General features: G+C 63.8%; 15 protein-coding genes. 3 read left to right on the plus strand and 12 right to left on the minus strand.

All coding sequences use genetic code 11. The features are described 5' to 3' along the window. Window positions 1-54: 54 nt before the first annotated feature. From H9627_RS04450 to H9627_RS04465, 4 genes are all read right to left on the minus strand, one after another. Window positions 55-423 carry a hypothetical protein gene (locus H9627_RS04450; RefSeq protein ID WP_191732799.1) on the minus strand — a complete coding sequence of 123 codons (369 nt, stop codon included), beginning with the start codon at window positions 421-423 and terminating at the stop codon, window positions 55-57. A gap of 152 nt (window positions 424-575) precedes the next feature. Continuing rightward, window positions 576-1,475 (minus strand): hydroxymethylbilane synthase, encoded by a 900-nt coding sequence (gene hemC / locus H9627_RS04455; RefSeq protein WP_191732800.1) that lies wholly within the window; start codon window positions 1,473-1,475, stop codon window positions 576-578. Window positions 1,476-1,508: 33 nt separating this feature from the next. Then, entirely contained in the window at window positions 1,509-2,915 is a 1,407-nt protein-coding gene (locus H9627_RS04460; protein ID WP_191732801.1) for a glutamyl-tRNA reductase, read from the minus strand. An 88-nt stretch (window positions 2,916-3,003) separates the two neighbouring features. Continuing rightward, window positions 3,004-3,294, minus strand: a complete 291-nt coding sequence (locus tag H9627_RS04465) for a glutaredoxin family protein (RefSeq protein WP_191732802.1) — start codon at window positions 3,292-3,294, stop codon at window positions 3,004-3,006. A gap of 150 nt (window positions 3,295-3,444) precedes the next feature. Between H9627_RS04465 and H9627_RS04470 the strand changes: the two genes are divergently transcribed. Next, window positions 3,445-4,521, plus strand: coding sequence for an HAD-IB family hydrolase (locus H9627_RS04470; RefSeq protein WP_191732803.1), 1,077 nt, complete (start codon window positions 3,445-3,447; stop codon window positions 4,519-4,521). A 62-nt stretch (window positions 4,522-4,583) separates the two neighbouring features. On the opposite strand, the gene H9627_RS04475 is transcribed toward H9627_RS04470, so the two are convergent. The 5 genes from H9627_RS04475 to H9627_RS04495 form a co-directional block, all read right to left on the minus strand. Continuing rightward, complete coding sequence (locus tag H9627_RS04475) at window positions 4,584-4,685, minus strand: 30S ribosomal protein bS22 (protein WP_003855542.1); 102 nt, start codon at window positions 4,683-4,685, stop codon at window positions 4,584-4,586. Between the two features lie 476 nt (window positions 4,686-5,161). Then, complete coding sequence (locus tag H9627_RS04480; RefSeq protein WP_191732804.1) at window positions 5,162-5,353, minus strand: helix-turn-helix domain-containing protein; 192 nt, start codon at window positions 5,351-5,353, stop codon at window positions 5,162-5,164. A 246-nt stretch (window positions 5,354-5,599) separates the two neighbouring features. After that, window positions 5,600-6,412, minus strand: a complete 813-nt coding sequence (gene proC / locus H9627_RS04485) for a pyrroline-5-carboxylate reductase (RefSeq protein WP_191732805.1) — start codon at window positions 6,410-6,412, stop codon at window positions 5,600-5,602. Between the two features lie 134 nt (window positions 6,413-6,546). Continuing rightward, entirely contained in the window at window positions 6,547-7,581 is a 1,035-nt protein-coding gene (locus H9627_RS04490) for a hypothetical protein (protein WP_225213453.1), read from the minus strand. Window positions 7,582-7,605: 24 nt separating this feature from the next. After that, entirely contained in the window at window positions 7,606-8,535 is a 930-nt protein-coding gene (locus tag H9627_RS04495) for a Ppx/GppA phosphatase family protein (protein WP_191732806.1), read from the minus strand. Window positions 8,536-8,568: 33 nt separating this feature from the next. On the opposite strand from H9627_RS04495, the gene H9627_RS04500 reads away from it, so the two are divergent. Both H9627_RS04500 and H9627_RS04505 read left to right on the plus strand, forming a co-directional pair. Continuing rightward, window positions 8,569-9,543, plus strand: a complete 975-nt coding sequence (locus H9627_RS04500; protein ID WP_191732807.1) for a hypothetical protein — start codon at window positions 8,569-8,571, stop codon at window positions 9,541-9,543. A gap of 302 nt (window positions 9,544-9,845) precedes the next feature. Further along, entirely contained in the window at window positions 9,846-12,419 is a 2,574-nt protein-coding gene (locus H9627_RS04505) for an ABC transporter permease (RefSeq protein WP_191732873.1), read from the plus strand. 73 nt (window positions 12,420-12,492) lie between these two features. Here the strand turns inward: H9627_RS04505 and H9627_RS04510 are convergent, their stop codons facing one another. Genes H9627_RS04510 through H9627_RS04520 form a run of 3 tightly spaced genes read right to left on the minus strand, consistent with a single transcriptional unit; the run spans window position 12,493 to window position 15,215 of the window. Then, window positions 12,493-13,191 (minus strand): response regulator transcription factor, encoded by a 699-nt coding sequence (locus tag H9627_RS04510; protein ID WP_191732808.1) that lies wholly within the window; start codon window positions 13,189-13,191, stop codon window positions 12,493-12,495. Beyond that, the gene (locus tag H9627_RS04515) at window positions 13,188-14,429 is read right to left on the minus strand and encodes a sensor histidine kinase (RefSeq protein ID WP_191732809.1); all 1,242 of its coding nucleotides are present in this window, start codon (window positions 14,427-14,429) and stop codon (window positions 13,188-13,190) included. The genes H9627_RS04510 and H9627_RS04515 overlap by 4 nt, the downstream gene beginning before the upstream one ends. 39 nt (window positions 14,430-14,468) lie before the next feature. Further along, window positions 14,469-15,215: a phosphoglyceromutase gene (locus tag H9627_RS04520; RefSeq protein WP_191732810.1), complete on the minus strand. Its 747-nt coding sequence runs from the start codon at window positions 15,213-15,215 to the stop codon at window positions 14,469-14,471. Between the last annotated feature and the right edge of the window lie 40 nt (window positions 15,216-15,255).

A 15,255-nucleotide genomic window follows, 5' to 3' on the forward strand; every position in this document is an offset into this window, starting at 1 on the left:
GTAGCCAAACACGACCAATGTGTCAGAGAAGGCAGGTGAAGCGACGGGTAACCGTCAGCGGACCGGTGCCAGTTCGGAGGCGTAGCGGCGGGCGTCCTGGGTGGAGACCACGATGCGGCCGATGCTGACCTTGTCCAGCTCGATGACCAGGCCCGGGTCTTTCCGGCGGCACACGGAGAAGATATTTTCGTGGTTGCTCTCCTCGTCCCTCTCGGAGGTGTGGGTGCCGGCAACAAACAGGCCGGGGATGCGCATCAGGCCGCGGGCCCCGGTGGCCTCGACGGACCCGAGGGCGTCATCGACAACCTGGATGTCGCGGATCGCGCGCAGGGGGACGGTGAGATGACTGCGCCGCGCACCGATCTTCTCCCACCAGGACAGGTGGATGGTGAGGTGCTTCTGGGTAATCTTCAATTCAGCCACAACAACGGGTCTCTTCCACGTGCCGGGGCGAGCAACCTCGCCGGTTCAGATCAGGTAAAGCCATTCTTGCACGAACTAGCGAATTAATCGCCACCGAAAGTCAGACTGTGACCCAAGTTTACGGTGACTGGCGGGGTGGCCTACGGGAGTACCTAACCCAGCAGGGTGGCTGCACCCTGTTCGATGAGCTGGGCCGCGACCTGCTCCGCGATCTCCTCGGGGCGCTCGCCCGCACCCTGCGCGGAGAAGACCAGCTGCTCGGAGCCGTCGAGGGCGAAGACACCGGCGGTCAGGGTCATGGTGTCGCCGGCGTAACCATCCAGGGTGGCGTGGGCGGCCACGGGTGCGGTGCAGCCGGCCTCCAGGCGGTTGAGCACGGTGCGCTCGGCGACGGCGGTGACATAGGTGTCGGCGTGCATGAGCATGTTCAGGCCGGTGATGATGTCCTCGTCCTCCACACGGCACTCGATGGCCAGGGCGCCCTGGGCGGGGGCTGGCATGAGCATGTCGGGGTCGAAAACCTGGGTGGCGCGGTCCTGCATGCCCACCCGTGACAGACCGGCGAATGCCAGGACCACGGCATCGAGTTCACCGGAGGTGACCTTGCCCATGCGGGTGTCGATGTTGCCCCGCAGCGGCAGGATCTCCAGGTCGGGGCGCAGGGCCTTGAGCTGGGAGATTCGACGCGGTGCGGAGGTACCCACCTTCGCACCCTTGGGCAGTTCCTCCAGGGTCAGGCCGTCGCGGGCGATGAGCGCGTCGCGGGCATCAGCACGGGTGGGCACCACCAGGTGGAAGCGTGGGTCCGGGGCGGTGGGCAGGTCCTTGAAGGAGTGCACCGCCACATCGATCTCATCGGCGACCAGCGCGTCGCGCAGGGCCTGGGTGAACACGCCCACGCCGATGCGTTCGACCGGGGACATGTTGACATCGCCGGGGGTGGTGACGATGGTCAGTTCGGCATCACGGCCGAAGTGCTTGAGCCGATCACGCATGTGGCCGGCCTGGGTGGTGGCCAGCTTCGATCCGCGGGTGCCGATTCTGAGTGTCATTGCGCTCCTTGACTACAGGACTAAAGGTGGATGTTAGGACCCATCCACAGACACGGGCTGGCCTGTGGTGGACGGTGAATTCACGATCGCGACAATACCCGCATCGGGCAGTTCGGAGGCGTTGACGGAGGTGATCGCCGGGGGCGCGGTGGTCTGCACGGCCTCCAGGCCGAAGAGCTCCTGGAGGGCGGACTCATAGGACACCGAACCGGAACGGGCGGCCAGCTTCTTCACCCGGACGGTCGGCTCGTGCAGGAATTTATCCATGACACGGCGTACGGTGCGGGTGACTTCCTTCCAGTCCTCCTGTGACATCTCGGGGGTGCGCGCCTGGAGGCGGTCCAGCTCGTCGAGAAGCAGCTCGTTGGCGTGTTTACGCAGCGCGGACACGGCCGGAACCACGTCGCGGATGCGCTGCTCGGAGGTGAAGGCCTCCAGTTCCTCGCGGACGATGGCCAGGGCATCGGCGCCCTCGGTGGCGTCCCCGGTAGGGTCCTCGCGCTTGGCGCGGTGCAGGCGCTCGATGTTGACCAGGTCCACACCGGGCACCTCGGCGCAGGCGTCATCGATGTCACGTGGCATGGACAGATCCACGAGCATGAGCTGGGCACCGGCGGGGATGTCGGCGGGTTTGACGGTGAAATCATCGGCACCGGTGGCCGAAACCACCATGTCGACGCGGTCGAGGACCTGGGCGCGGTCGGCGAAGTCGATGACCTCGGCGGGCACCCCGGCCTCATCCGAGTGGGAGGCCAGGCGCTCAGCGCGCTCGCGGGTGCGGTTGGCCATGATGAGCTTGTCGACGCCCTCCCGACCCAGGTGCGTGGCGGCCAGGGAACTCATGGCACCGGCGCCGAGCACCAGCGCGGTCCTGCCTGCCAGGGGTTTCTCCGAGGTGGGATCAATACCCATCTGGGTCAGGGCCCGGTCGATGGCGAAGGACACCATGGAGGCACCGGCCTCATCGATATCGGTCTCCGAGTGGACGCGCTTGCCGGTGTGCAGGGCGGTCTGCGCCAGCGCGTGCAGTCCCGGTCCGACGGTGCCGGCCTCGGTGGCCTGCTGGTAGGCGGTGCGCACCTGACCGATGATCTGCTGCTCACCGACCACCATGGAATCCAGGCCGGAGGCGACCACCAGCATGTGCTCCGCGGCAGCGTCCGCATAACGGACATAGAGGTATCCGCGCAGGGTCTCAATATCGACCCCGCTGATCTCATGCAGGACCTCCACCACGTCATTGACGCCGGTGTGGAAACTGCTGGTGACTGTGTACACCTCGAGGCGGTTACACGTGGAGACGATCAGCGCCTCCGACAGTGACGGCCGCTCCACGAGTGCGGAGGTGGTTTGACCACGGACGGAGTCGTCCATGCTGAGGCGCTCTAACAGCGCAACAGGTGCTGACCTGTGGGACATCCCCACAACGAGCACGCTCACTATCTCACCCGACTTTCAAAGGAGGGACTGATCAATCAAAAGAATGAATCAAAGTTTGTTGATTAACGGTAGCGCCCAATCGACGGAGTCACAACAAAGCGTGGGCTAACTCATCATTATCCACTTCCCAGCTGGCGAATTCCTCATCATCGACGAGGATGACCGGAACCCGGTCACCGAACTCCACCTTGAGAGTGGGATCATCATCGACGTTGCTCACCACCAGCTGCACCCCCGCCGCCGCGAGAACCGGCATGATCTGTTCCCGCACACGGACGCAGGATCCGCAGTTGTCACGAACGATCAGTTCCACCCTGTGGTCTGAACTGTGGTGTAAGGCCACGTTCCCGCCACCCTCCCCTGATTCTTGGGTACCCATGCCCGGCGTTGCAACGCACAAGGCTTTACCATGGATACGATACCCATTCCGGGCCCCAATAACATGTCCGACCAGTTTTTTCTGTCCCGCAACCCGCACAACCCACACTCCCCGGATGCCCCTCGGCGCAAGGAAGGTTCCCGTCACCACATGAGTCCAGCCAACGGAAATGACAACTGGGGTTTCGACATGATGGGCTCCCCGGAGGATTTCCTGTCCAACTGGAGCGCCAGCCGGGGCAATCTCCGCCGGTTCATCGAGGATTACGCCGTCCCACCCATCGATGATGAAACCCAGCGTGAGGCGGGCCAGGCTGCGGCCGCCGAGGCGGTCGCCTCGATCTACGGCCTGGGCCTGGATGATTTCCATTCGGGTGTGGATTCAGTCACAGGTGCCATTGAGGCGGCCGGCGCGGTCCATGTGAACCTGCCCGACCCCGATGTCCCCCAGGATGTGGGGGCCGCGGCCTTCTTCGATGTGGACAACACCCTCATCCAGGGTTCCTCCCTCATCGTCTTCGCCCAGGGGCTGTTCCGGAAAAAGTTCTTCACCGTCCATGAGATCCTCCCGGTGATCTGGAAACAGCTGAAGTTCAAGATCTCCGGCTCCGAGAACGCTCATGATGTGGCCCAGGGGCGCGAACAGGCACTGGAGTTCATCCGGGGTCGTTCCGTGGAGGAACTGGTGGAACTGTGCGAGGAGATCGTGGACCGGACCATGTTCGACAAGACGTGGCCCGGCACCCGGCAGCTGGCGGATATGCACCTCGCCGCGGGGCACCAGGTGTGGTTGGTCAGTGCCACCCCCGTCCAGCTGGCGCAGATCCTGGCGCAGCGCTTCGGGTTCACCGGTGCCATCGGTACCGTCCCGGAGGTCCGGGACGGTGTCTTCACCGGACGGCTGGTCGGTGACATCCTCCACGGCCCGGGCAAGCGCCATGCAGTGGCGGCGTTGGCCTCCATTGAGAAACTCGACCTCTCGCGCTGCACCGCCTACTCCGATTCCATCAATGATCTGCCGATGCTGTCGATGGTAGGCACTGCGGTGGCGGTGAACCCGGACCGGAAGCTGCGCAAGGAGGCGCTCGAGCGCGGGTGGGATGTGCGTGATTTCCGTTCCCTACGCAAGGCGGCACGCACCTTCGGTGTCCCGGCGCTGGCCACTGCGGCCTTCAGCGTGACCGGGTGGCGCCTGCGCAACCGGTGGCGCACCCGGTTCGTGAAATAGGTTCGTGAAATGAAAACACCACCCACGGATGAGATCCGTGGGTGGTGTTTGACCTCGAAGGCCTACTTGCCGAGTTTCCTACGCTGAACGCGGGTACGACGCAGCATCTTGCGGTGCTTCTTCTTGGACATGCGCTTGCGGCGCTTCTTGATGACAGAACCCATTGACGGTTTCCCTCGCTTTTATCGATGTTGTACGTACAAAACCTGCCAGCACCTATTACCGAAGTGCACATTCGGACCCCGCGGACCGCGACGGTGCGTGCTACCGCACCATCCGATCAGTCGCGGTGGTTAAAGTCCATAGGTGTGCGCTGACACGAATGGGAATCATCTTACCCCCAGTGGGGAACGCTTCAAAACGCCACCCCTCTACACGCTCCGCGTCCGGGTGCATACACACCTGATGTCCTGGGGGTGCTGAGCACACCGGGCCGGCCACAGGCGGGGTCCCGGTGGGGTCGAAAAAACCGCCCCGCTACCCAATGGTGGGAGTCACATGGTGACATCCCGTTGGAGCAACGACGCGGTCCCCCCGGTGTCAGGTGATGGCCAGGGCGGTCAGGCCAGATCCACGATGGTGAGCATCATGCTGGCTGTGACCATGGGTGATCGCCGCAGCGGCGATCGCCCGGACCTGGTTAACCAGCCTCGTAGAACGAGGAATCCAGGTAATCGTTGACCGCCTTCTCGTGGACACGGAAAGACCGTCCCACGCGGACCGCCGGGAGTTCACCGGAGTGAACGAGCCGGTAGACAGTCATCTTGGATACGCGCATGATCTCCGCGACCTCGGCAACCGTAAGAAAGATTCCTTTATCTTCTTTAGCCATATTCATCAATACCCTTCAGCCTTACGCGCGCTGCGGGCTTCCCCTCCCACAGTACGATCACGCATACGCCTGGTTCAGCTTAGCGTGGTTTTTGTTATTAGTGCGACAATTGTTGCCTAGTTTTGCGATCTATCGACCTGCTACAAAATAGCAGGCCGACAAAGATGCTGCTCAGCACACCGGAGAAGAGAAAACGTTTTCACGGTTTCCCCCACTAGGCAACAACCTGATTACATCACGGTAACGCTAGCTGCGTCCCATCTCGGCTGAACGGTCGGCGCATGCCTGGGCCGCCCGGAAGAATGCGCCACGGATGCCGCTCTCCTCCAGTTCGCGCAGGGCCGCCACCGTGGTTCCGGCGGGCGAGGACACACCGGCGCGCAGCTCGGAGGGCTCCCGGCCGGTTTCCTTCAACATGGTGCCGGCACCGTCGAACGCGGACACGGCCAGTTGTTTCGCGGCCGCACGGGTCAGGCCGAGGCTGACACCGGCGTCGATAAGCGCCTCGGTGACCAGGAAGAGGTAGGCGGGCGAGGAACCGGACAGGGCGGTCACGGCGTCGAGGTCGGATTCCTCCACAACCATGACATCACCGACGGAGGTGAGCAGCTCCTGGACCAGCTCCAGCTGCTCGGCATCGACAAACCGGCCACCGGTGACGGTGCACATGCCCTTGCGCACCAGCATCGGGGTGTTCGGCATGACACGCACGATCGGCATGCCCGCGGAGACCTTCTCCTCCATGGAGGTGAGGTTGATGCCGGCAGCCATGCTCACCACGACGGTGGACACGGAGTTGTTGTCCACCGTGGTGACGATCTCTGCGAGCACGTCGAGGATCATCTTCGGCTTCACACACAGGAAGACCACGTCGGCCCCGTCCACGGCCTGGGCGTTGTCGGTCATGGTGACCACGCCGTAACGCTCCTCGAGTTCCGCACCGCGTTCCTCTCGACGGTTGGTCACACGGATGTTCTGGGGGTTCACATCGGCTGCAACCAGACCCGAGACGAGCGCCTCGCCGATCTGACCGCCACCGATCACAGCAATAATTGTCATGCCCTCCACCCTGCCATCTCACCGGCCCTCCGTGCAGCACGACAGACAAAAACCGCCCCCTCCGGTGTGAACGTGGAGCAGTTCAAACCCGGAGGGGGCGGTTGTCGCAGGTGTCGCGCGGGTCGGAAGACTGGTTAGAACACGACGAGCAGCGGCCCGAAGGTCATGACCAGACCGACGATACCGGCCAGCACCATGCTGAATCTGTCACGCGAGGTGCGCAGCGCATGGACCAGACCAACCATGCCGAGGGTGACCGCGACAGCGAGGATGGCCACCAGCCAGTTGCTCAGGCGCTCCCACAACATCTCGAAGGCGAGGAACACGGCGGCGCCGAGCACCACACCCACGATGGCCATGAGCAGCACGGAGAACACCGAGATCTTGCCGGGCTCCTCGTCGGCATCCTCGTGGTCCTCGTCCCGGTCGGTGGCGTCGATCTGGTCGAAGTCACCGGTGATCGCATCCATCTGGGTGGTGTCCGCGGGTGAGGCACCGGCCGCGGCGAACTCTGCGTCGGCTGCCTCCTCGCCGGTGGCTCCGGCAGCTGGTGTTGCCGGTGCTGGCTTCACCGCTGAGGGTGGGACCACCGGGAAGGCACCGGTGGTGAGACGGATCGGGTCCTTCTCATCAACGATGCTCAACACGATGGTCTCGTCGGTGCTCGGGGCGGGACGCGCGGGCGCGTCCTTCTCCGCCGTGTCTGTTGCACTGTCCTTGACCACCGAGAGCTTCGGCTCGGCCTTGGGTGCCGGCTTGTCGACGACCTTCTCCGTCGCCAGTTCAGCGGCCTTGGGCGCGGGCGTGCTTGTCGACGCCTTCTGCCCCGGCTTCTTATCCACCGCGGGCTTGGCAGCGGGCTTCGCAGCTGGCGTTGCCGGTGTCTTCGCGGGCTGCTCAGACTTCGGCTCTGCCTTAGGCTCGGGCTTCGGCTCTGCCTTCTGTTCCGGCTTCTGTTCCGGCTCGGCTGGATCGTCGATCTTGACGGCCGAATGCTTGGACTCGACCGGCTTCTCCTTCACCGCTGGAATGGAGCCGGTCAGCTCGGCGACGGAGATGCCACCATCTTCGATGCTGCGACGTCGGCGACGCCGGGGGGCATCCGTGGAATGTCCCTCCTTCGCGGCCCTGGCCATCAGCTCTGCGACTGTAAGCTTCTCTTCACTCATTGTTGGCCAACTCCTTTCCGTAACTCACTCAAGTCCCTTGTCGATTCGCGTGAAGATGACACCCTCACGCAACGCCCAGGGGCAGATCTCAACCTTCTCGATTTCCAACGCACGCATGGCCGCCTCGGCCACGAGCGCTCCCGCCACGATCTGATGCGAACGGTCGGCACTGATGCCCTCCAGCTCGGCGCGGTCAGCTGCGGTCATGCGTGAGATGAAGGCGATGAGCTGACGCAGACCCGGGGCGGTGAGGGTGCGTGTGACGTGGGGGCCCGCCGAGGAGGGCGCCGCACCGGTCAGGCGTGCCAGGGTGCGGAAGGTCTTGGAGGTTCCCACCGCCAGGCGTGCCGGGCCGAGGGTGCGGATCTGGCGTGACGGTTCGATCAGTTCAGCGTCGATGTAGTCGCGCAGCAGGTTGATCTTCTTGCGGCCGGGCGGGTCGGTGTCGAACCACTGGTGGGTCAGACGACCGGCACCGAGATCGAGCGAGAAGGCCATGTCCGGGTCCTCATCGGAACCGGAGGAGATCTCTAGGGAACCACCACCGATATCGAGGTTGGTGATCCGTCCGGCGGACCAGCCGTACCAGCGACGCACCGCCAGGAAGGTCTGGCGGGCCTCATCCTCACCGCTGAGAATGCTCAGGCGGATACCGGTTTCCTGCTCCACATGATCAAGAACCGCTTCACTGTTGGTGGCTGAACGCACGGCGGAGGTAGCGAACGGCATGAGTTCTGCGCAGCCGAGTTTCTCCGCCAGTTCGGCGGCCTCGCCGACCGCGGAGGTAAGCTTGTTCACTCCTTTGTCGCTGATCGCCCCGGTGTCGTCGAGAAGCTCAACGAGACGCAACGGGGTACGCCAATTGCTCATAGGGGTGGGATGCCCACCGGTACGAGCGTCTACCGCAATAAGATGGACAGTGTTACTGCCCACGTCCAATACACCTAATCTCACACCTAAAGGTTAGTCGGTCTAGGGTGACAAAGTGTGAATTGGTCTTCTTCGTCCTCGGTTTTCCTCGGTTTCCCGGAAACCTCCCCCGCTGCCGCCTCCATCCGCAGGGGTGAGGAGCTTCCTCCTGATTTCCCTCGTGAATGGTATGAATTCACCAATCCAACGGATGTTGATCATCAGTTCAGCATCGATCTCACGTGGCTGGAATCCCACTGGAACTGCACGTTCGGCACCCCCGATTGTCTGGGAGTGGACAGCACTAACACTGATGTGGGGTGCTGTACCCACGGTGCCTTCCTCGCCGATGAGACCGACCGCGATCAGTTGTATGACGCCGTCGCGGAGATGCCCGCGAAGTACTGGCAGCTGCGTCCCGCGGGGGTGAAGGAGTTCTACGCGACCGATGACGGCACGGAAATCGAGCCCTGGTTGGAGTGGGATGAGCTCGATGACGAGGACGGCAATCCGGAGCCCGCACTGAAAACCCGCACGGTGGATGGCGCCTGCATCTTCGCCAACCGACGCGGGTGGGCGACCGGCCCGGGATGCGCGCTACATCAGTGGGGCGCTGCGGAAGGACGCGACCTGACCGTCGTCAAGCCCGAGGTCTGCTGGCAGGTCCCGCTGCGCCGACTGGAGGCCTACGAGGAGCGTGCCGACGGCCACGAGATCCTGCGCACCACCATCACCGAGTACAACCGCCGCGGCTGGGGCAACGGCGGGGAGGATTTCGACTGGTTCTGCACCACCTCCCCCAGGTGCCACACCGGCGGCGAACCGGTGTGGATCACCCAGGAAAACGAGCTGCGCGCCCTGATGGGCGATGAATCCTACGAGGTGCTGGCCACCCATCTGCGCCACCGTGCCACCGCCGCCGAGGCCGTGGAGGAGACCCTGTCACCGTCGGCACGGGACAGCCTCTTCAGCACGCACCCCACCACCGCGCTCGTCAGATCAGGACAGTGGGACCGGGCTGAGGCCGACCGGAAGGCCGGCCTCAGTGAGTAGGGATCAGTCCGCCGGGACAGTGCTGTGTAACGATCCTGTCCACCCCGGCGGTTAAGATGGGGGAACTTATATGTTCTGATGTCCCCCACGGCTAACGGGTGCCGGCTGCCGGTACTGGTGCCGGTGGCGGGGAACGATCTGGATGAACCACACGAAACTCACCGACGAGGAGGTCTGATATCTCTCACCGAGGTGTAGCCGGGGAACAGGACGCACACAGCCGCCCGGGCACAGTGTCCACCTTCCTGCACTCCCCCCTCCGCAAAACCACCTGGCGCAGCGTGGTGGCCAACAAGGTGCGCATGGCGTTGACCATCCTCTCCGTGGTCCTGGGCACCGCGTTCCTCTGTGGATCGCTGTTGCTCACCGACTCCCTGGAGCGGTCATTCCTGTCCATCATCGACGCCGGCGTGGAGGGCGTGGATGTCGGTGTCATCGGCACCCAGAACAACCGTGCGGGTGTCCCCTTCGAGGTGGTCGAGGAGATCAAGGCCTACCCGCAGGTCCGGGCCGTCAACATCGTCGGTGACGGTCCCGGCATGCCGTCGGGTACCTCGGCGGTGGGGCAGTCCGCCCTCATCCTCACCGATTCCTCCGGTGAACCGCTGCAGGCCGGGTCGTCCGGCACCCACCCCTTCGCCGTCTACCAACCCGGTAATTGGGTCGGACCGGAACCCGAGGTGACCGAGGGCAGGGCGCCGGTGGACGATGATGAGATCATCGTCAATGTCTCCGCCGCCGACCGTGGGGACCTGCAGGTGGGTGATGAGGTCACCGTGATCACCCCGACCGAACGCATCGAGGCGAACATCTCCGGGGTGTTTGAATCGAAATCGGATGTGGCCGGCTGGGTCGGCATCGGGTTCGCCGAGGATCGTTATCTGGAGTTGTTCACCGACGGATCCAACGCCTCCCAGATCGTCATCGCGGTCCACGACGGGGTGGATCCGATGGAGGTGCGCAACCAGATCGGGCGGACCTACCGGTTCCTCACCCCGCTGCTGCCCGAGCAGATCATCGAGCGCACCACCGGGGATACCGCCAGCCAGCTGGAGTTCATCACCTACATCCTCATCGCCTTCGCGGTGATCGCACTGATCGTGGGTGCCTTCATCATCGCCAACACCTTCGCCATGATCGTCGGCCAGCGCACCAGTGAGTTCGCACTGCTCCGCAGCATCGGGGTGTCCTCCTTCCAGATCGGTTTCTCCGTGGTCATGGAGGCCGTTGTCATCGGCCTGATCGGTGGTGTCCTGGGCCTGGTGGTGGGTGTGGCGGTGATCCACGCGCTGGTGATCATCCTCAACCAGACCGGCAGTGAACTGTCCTCCATCGAGATCTCCTACGCCACCGGTGCCTTCCTCATCCCGTTGTTCTTCGCGCTGGCCGCGACCATCATCTCCGCCATCGCACCGGCACGGCGCGCAGGTAATCTGCCACCCGTCCAGGCCTTCGAATCAGCCGACAACCGGCGGTTCACCCGGTCGATGACGGCCACTCTGCTGGCCACCGCCCTGATCACCCTGGCCATCAGCATCATCGTCGCCGGTGGGTTGGTCTCCGCGGTCAATGATGAGGAACTGGGCACCGAGCCCCGGCTGGGTCTCATCGCCGTCGGTGCGCTGCTGCTGTTCAGCGGTATCGCCCTGATCGGTCCGGGTTTGGTGCGGGCGATCAGCCGGACCCTGGGTGTGGTGGTGTGTGCGCCCTTCGGCGCCATCGGTCGTCTCGCCCAGCGCAACACCCTGCGCAACCCGCGTCGTTCGGCCACCACCGCCCTCGCGGTGACCCTGAGCGTGGGGCTGGTCTCGTGTGTGGGTGTCATCGGCGCCACCACCCGGGCCAGCGTGTTCAATACGGTGGAATCCTCCATCACGGCCTCCTTCGTCCTCGATTCCATCGGTGGTACCGCCGTCCCCGGCCAACCCGCCGGTGGTTCCCGATCACTGTCGCTGTCGGCTGCGGTGGCACCCCATGTGGCCACCACCGAGGGCGTGGAGGATCTCGGCGTGCTGATGACCGCCCCCCTGCAGGCCAACGGCTGGGACAATGAGGCCACCACCGTGTTCCGGGGTGATATCGACACCTTCATGGACATCTCCGTGCGCTCCGGTGAGGCCTTTACCGATGAGGAACCGGGGGCGATGATCTCCACGACATACGCCAGCCAGTCCGATCTCGGGGTGGGTGACACCATCACCCTCAACCCCTATGGCGCCGATGGTGGCATCCGGATCCCCATCACCGGTGTGTACGCGGAAACCGGTCTGCTCGGCCACATGGCCATCAACTTCCCGGCCGCCGAACGTGTCCTGACCTCACCGTCGGCCTATCACCGCTCCCAGGTGTTCATCACCCCGGATGGGTCTGTCACCGACCAGCAGCTGCGGGAGAACCTCACCCAGGCGGTCAGCCAGTTCCTGGTGGTGCAGGTCAAGAACAAGGATGAGTTCCGCGGCGGCCTGGGCACCCAGATCAACCAGCTGCTCGGCATCGTCTACGGTCTGCTCGCCCTGGCGGTGGTCATCGCGGTGCTCGGCATCGTCAACACCCTGTTCCTCTCCCTGAGTGAACGCACCCGGGAACTGGGGATCCTGCGGGCCAACGGCGTGCAGCGCACACAGATCAGAACCATGGTCACCCTGGAATCGGTGATCCTGTCCCTCCACGGTGCGATCTTCGGCATCGCGGTGGGTACCTTCCTGGGCTGGGGTGTGGTCAGTGCCCTGCGCAGCCGTGGCATGGCCCCGGTGGAGTTCCCGTGGACCCAGATCGGCTGGATGCTCCTGGCCGCGGTGGTCATCGGTGCGATCGCAGCGCTCATCCCGGCGCACATGGCCTCCCGCACCGCCCCGCTGGAAGCCATCAGTTCCTGACATGCCGGAAGGCGGGTGCCACCTCCCCAGACCCGGGAGATGGCACCCGCCTTGTGCATGTGATCAGACGGTTCTACAGCTCGTACTTGTAGCCCAGCCCGCGCACGGTCACGAGGTGACGGGGGCGTGAGGGCTCCTCCTCGATCTTGGAGCGCAGCCGCTTGACGTGGACATCCAGGGTCTTGGTGTCGCCGACATAATCGGCACCCCAGATGCGGTCGATGAGCTGACCGCGGGTGAGCACACGGCCGGCGTTGCGCAGGAGGTATTCCAGCAGGTCGAATTCCTTCAGCGGCATGTTGACCGCCTTTCCGTCGACGGTGACGGTGTGGCTGTCCACATCCATGCGCACGCGTCCACCCTCGAGGACCTGGTCGTCGAGGTCATCCTCGGCGGCCTCGGCCTCGGTGTCCCCGCGGCGGCGCAGCACCGCGCGGATGCGGGCGATGAGCTCGCGGGAGGAGTACGGCTTGGTCACATAGTCATCGGCGCCGAGTTCCAGACCGACAACCTTGTCGATCTCGGAGTCACGCGCCGTCACCATGATCACCGGCACGTTGGACACCAGGCGCAGTTCCTTGCACACATCGGTTCCGGACATGCCCGGCAGCATGAGATCGAGCAGGACAATGTCAATGTCGTTTCTGCTGAATTCCACGAGTGCGGTGGGACCATCGCCTGCGATGATGGTGTCAAAGCCTTCTTTTCTGAGGAGGAAGGCCAAAGGATCCGCCAACGATTCCTCATCTTCAACGATCAGGATGGTCGTCATGTTTTTTCCTTTCGGCGTCCGGTTACCTTGGACGCGGTCGAGCGAAGCGTGGAATCCCGACCCACACGCTGGGGGGTTTCAGCGGGGGCTTCTGATTCTGGGTGGTACACGGGTAGTTCAAGGGTGAAGGTGGAGCCTGTTCCCGGCCGTGACCAGAGACTGATATTACCGCCGTGATTAGCCATCACATGTTTGACAATAGCCAATCCGAGACCGGTTCCGCCGGTTTGCCGGGATCTGGCCTTGTCCACCCGGAAGAAACGCTCGAAGACACGGCCCTGATCCTCCGGTGCGATTCCGATGCCTCGGTCGGTCACCCGGATCATCACCACATCATTGCGGACGTTCTGGGACACCGAGACCGGCATGGACTGCGGGGAGTAGTTGATGGCGTTGCTGATCAGGTTGGCCAGGGCTGTGACCAGCAGGGATCGCTCGGCGCTGACCCACACGCCGGTGCGGTCACCGCGGACCAGTTCGATCTGGGCGTTGTCGGCAGCGAGCTGGGTCCGCTCGATCGCCTCGTCGATGATGTCATCGACCTTGACCGGCTCCATGTCGGGCAGACGTTCCGCACCCTGCAGTTTGGACAGGGAGATCAGCTCGTTGATCATATCGGCCATGCGGTGGGCCTCCCGGTGCAGGCGGGTACCGAAGTATTCCACCTGTTCCGGGTCATCGACGGCTTCCATGAGGGCCTCCGCCAGCAGCGCCATGCCACCGACGGGGGTCTTGAGCTCGTGGGAGACGTTGGCCACGAAATCACGGCGGGCGGATTCCATGCGCACATTCTCGGATTCGTCGGTGGCGTAGATGATGACGAAGCGGTCGTCGATAAGCGTCAGGGGTTTGACGACCGCCTGCACCGCCGTGACCCGGTTACCCGGGCGACGGGGGTTGACCGAGGGGTTGACGTCCAGGGTGTGGGTGTCCTTGTCATCGAAGGCTTCCTGCGCCACCCGCCAGACATCACTGTTGACGGTGCGTTGGTGCACGATACCCAGCGCGTGGGCCCGGCTGTTGGAGAGGATGACCTCCCCGGTGCGGTCCACCACGGTGATACCGGTGGGCGAGCCCTGAATGGCCAGGTGGAGAACCTGGCCGACCGTGGTCACCTGGTTCTCCACGAGGGTGGTGGCGGACTTATGTCGGCGGAGCCGTTCCTTCACCCAGCCGTAGGCAGGTAAGGCGAGGCCAGCAATGGCCGCGCCCAGGAGGAATGCGAAAAAAGTGTTCACCTAAAACCGACAGTACTGTCCTTAAATTGCAACCAGGTCCTACTTGCCGCCCTGGTTGGCCACGGCGGCTGCACCTGCGGCGGCAGCCTCGGGGTCGAGGTAGGTACCACCGGGGTTGACCACGGTGCCCTCTGGGGTGATCTCGTAGACCAGTGGGATGCCGGTGGGGATGTTCAGCTCGGCGATGTCATCGTCGGAGATGTTGTCCAGGTACTTGACCAGGGCGCGCAGGGAGTTGCCGTGCGCGGCGACCAGGACGTTCTCACCCTTCTTGGCGCGGGGGAGGATCTCCTCCTCGAAGTACGGGATGAAACGCTCCACGACGTCCTTGAGGCACTCGGTGCGCGGGACGGACTCGAGGTCCTTGTACCGCACGTCGCCAGCCTGGGAGTACTCGGCGTCATCGGCGAGCTCCGGTGGCGGGGTGCCGTAGGAACGACGCCATGCCATGTACTGCTCGTCGCCGTACTTGTCCTTGGTTTCGGCCTTGTTCAGGCCCTGCAGCGCACCGTAGTGGCGCTCGTTGAGACGCCAATCGCGCACCACGGGGATCCAGTGGCGGTCGGCGGCATCCAGTGCCAGGTTGGCGGTGCGGATCGCACGACGCAGCAGGGAGGTGTAGACCACGTCGGGCAGAACATTGTTCTCCACGAGTAGTTCGCCGCCGCGCTTGGCCTCGGCCTCGCCGATGGTGGTCAGGTTGACATCCACCCATCCGGTGAACTGGTTGGAGGCGTTCCACGCACTCTGTCCGTGACGAAGAAGAATCAGTTTTCCGTTAGTCATAACCAACAGTTTGCCACTTCGCCCGGGGTATTGCTTGCTG

This window comes from Corynebacterium gallinarum, from assembly GCF_014837045.1.
Lineage (GTDB): Bacteria > Actinomycetota > Actinomycetes > Mycobacteriales > Mycobacteriaceae > Corynebacterium > Corynebacterium gallinarum.

Coding starts and splice junctions, on each gene's coding strand:
- H9627_RS04520 (WP_191732810.1), bottom strand. CDS start 15,215: ATGACTAACGGAAAACTGATTCTTCTTCGTCACGGACAGAGTGCGTGG.
- H9627_RS04490 (WP_225213453.1), bottom strand. CDS start 7,581: ATGAGTGAAGAGAAGCTTACAGTCGCAGAGCTGATGGCCAGGGCCGCG.
- H9627_RS04465 (WP_191732802.1), bottom strand. CDS start 3,294: ATGGGTACCCAAGAATCAGGGGAGGGTGGCGGGAACGTGGCCTTACAC.
- proC (WP_191732805.1), bottom strand. CDS start 6,412: ATGACAATTATTGCTGTGATCGGTGGCGGTCAGATCGGCGAGGCGCTC.
- H9627_RS04480 (WP_191732804.1), bottom strand. CDS start 5,353: ATGGCTAAAGAAGATAAAGGAATCTTTCTTACGGTTGCCGAGGTCGCG.
- H9627_RS04470 (WP_191732803.1), top strand. CDS start 3,445: ATGAGTCCAGCCAACGGAAATGACAACTGGGGTTTCGACATGATGGGC.
- H9627_RS04505 (WP_191732873.1), top strand. CDS start 9,846: ATGGCGTTGACCATCCTCTCCGTGGTCCTGGGCACCGCGTTCCTCTGT.
- H9627_RS04475 (WP_003855542.1), bottom strand. CDS start 4,685: ATGGGTTCTGTCATCAAGAAGCGCCGCAAGCGCATGTCCAAGAAGAAG.
- hemC (WP_191732800.1), bottom strand. CDS start 1,475: ATGACACTCAGAATCGGCACCCGCGGATCGAAGCTGGCCACCACCCAG.
- H9627_RS04510 (WP_191732808.1), bottom strand. CDS start 13,191: ATGACGACCATCCTGATCGTTGAAGATGAGGAATCGTTGGCGGATCCT.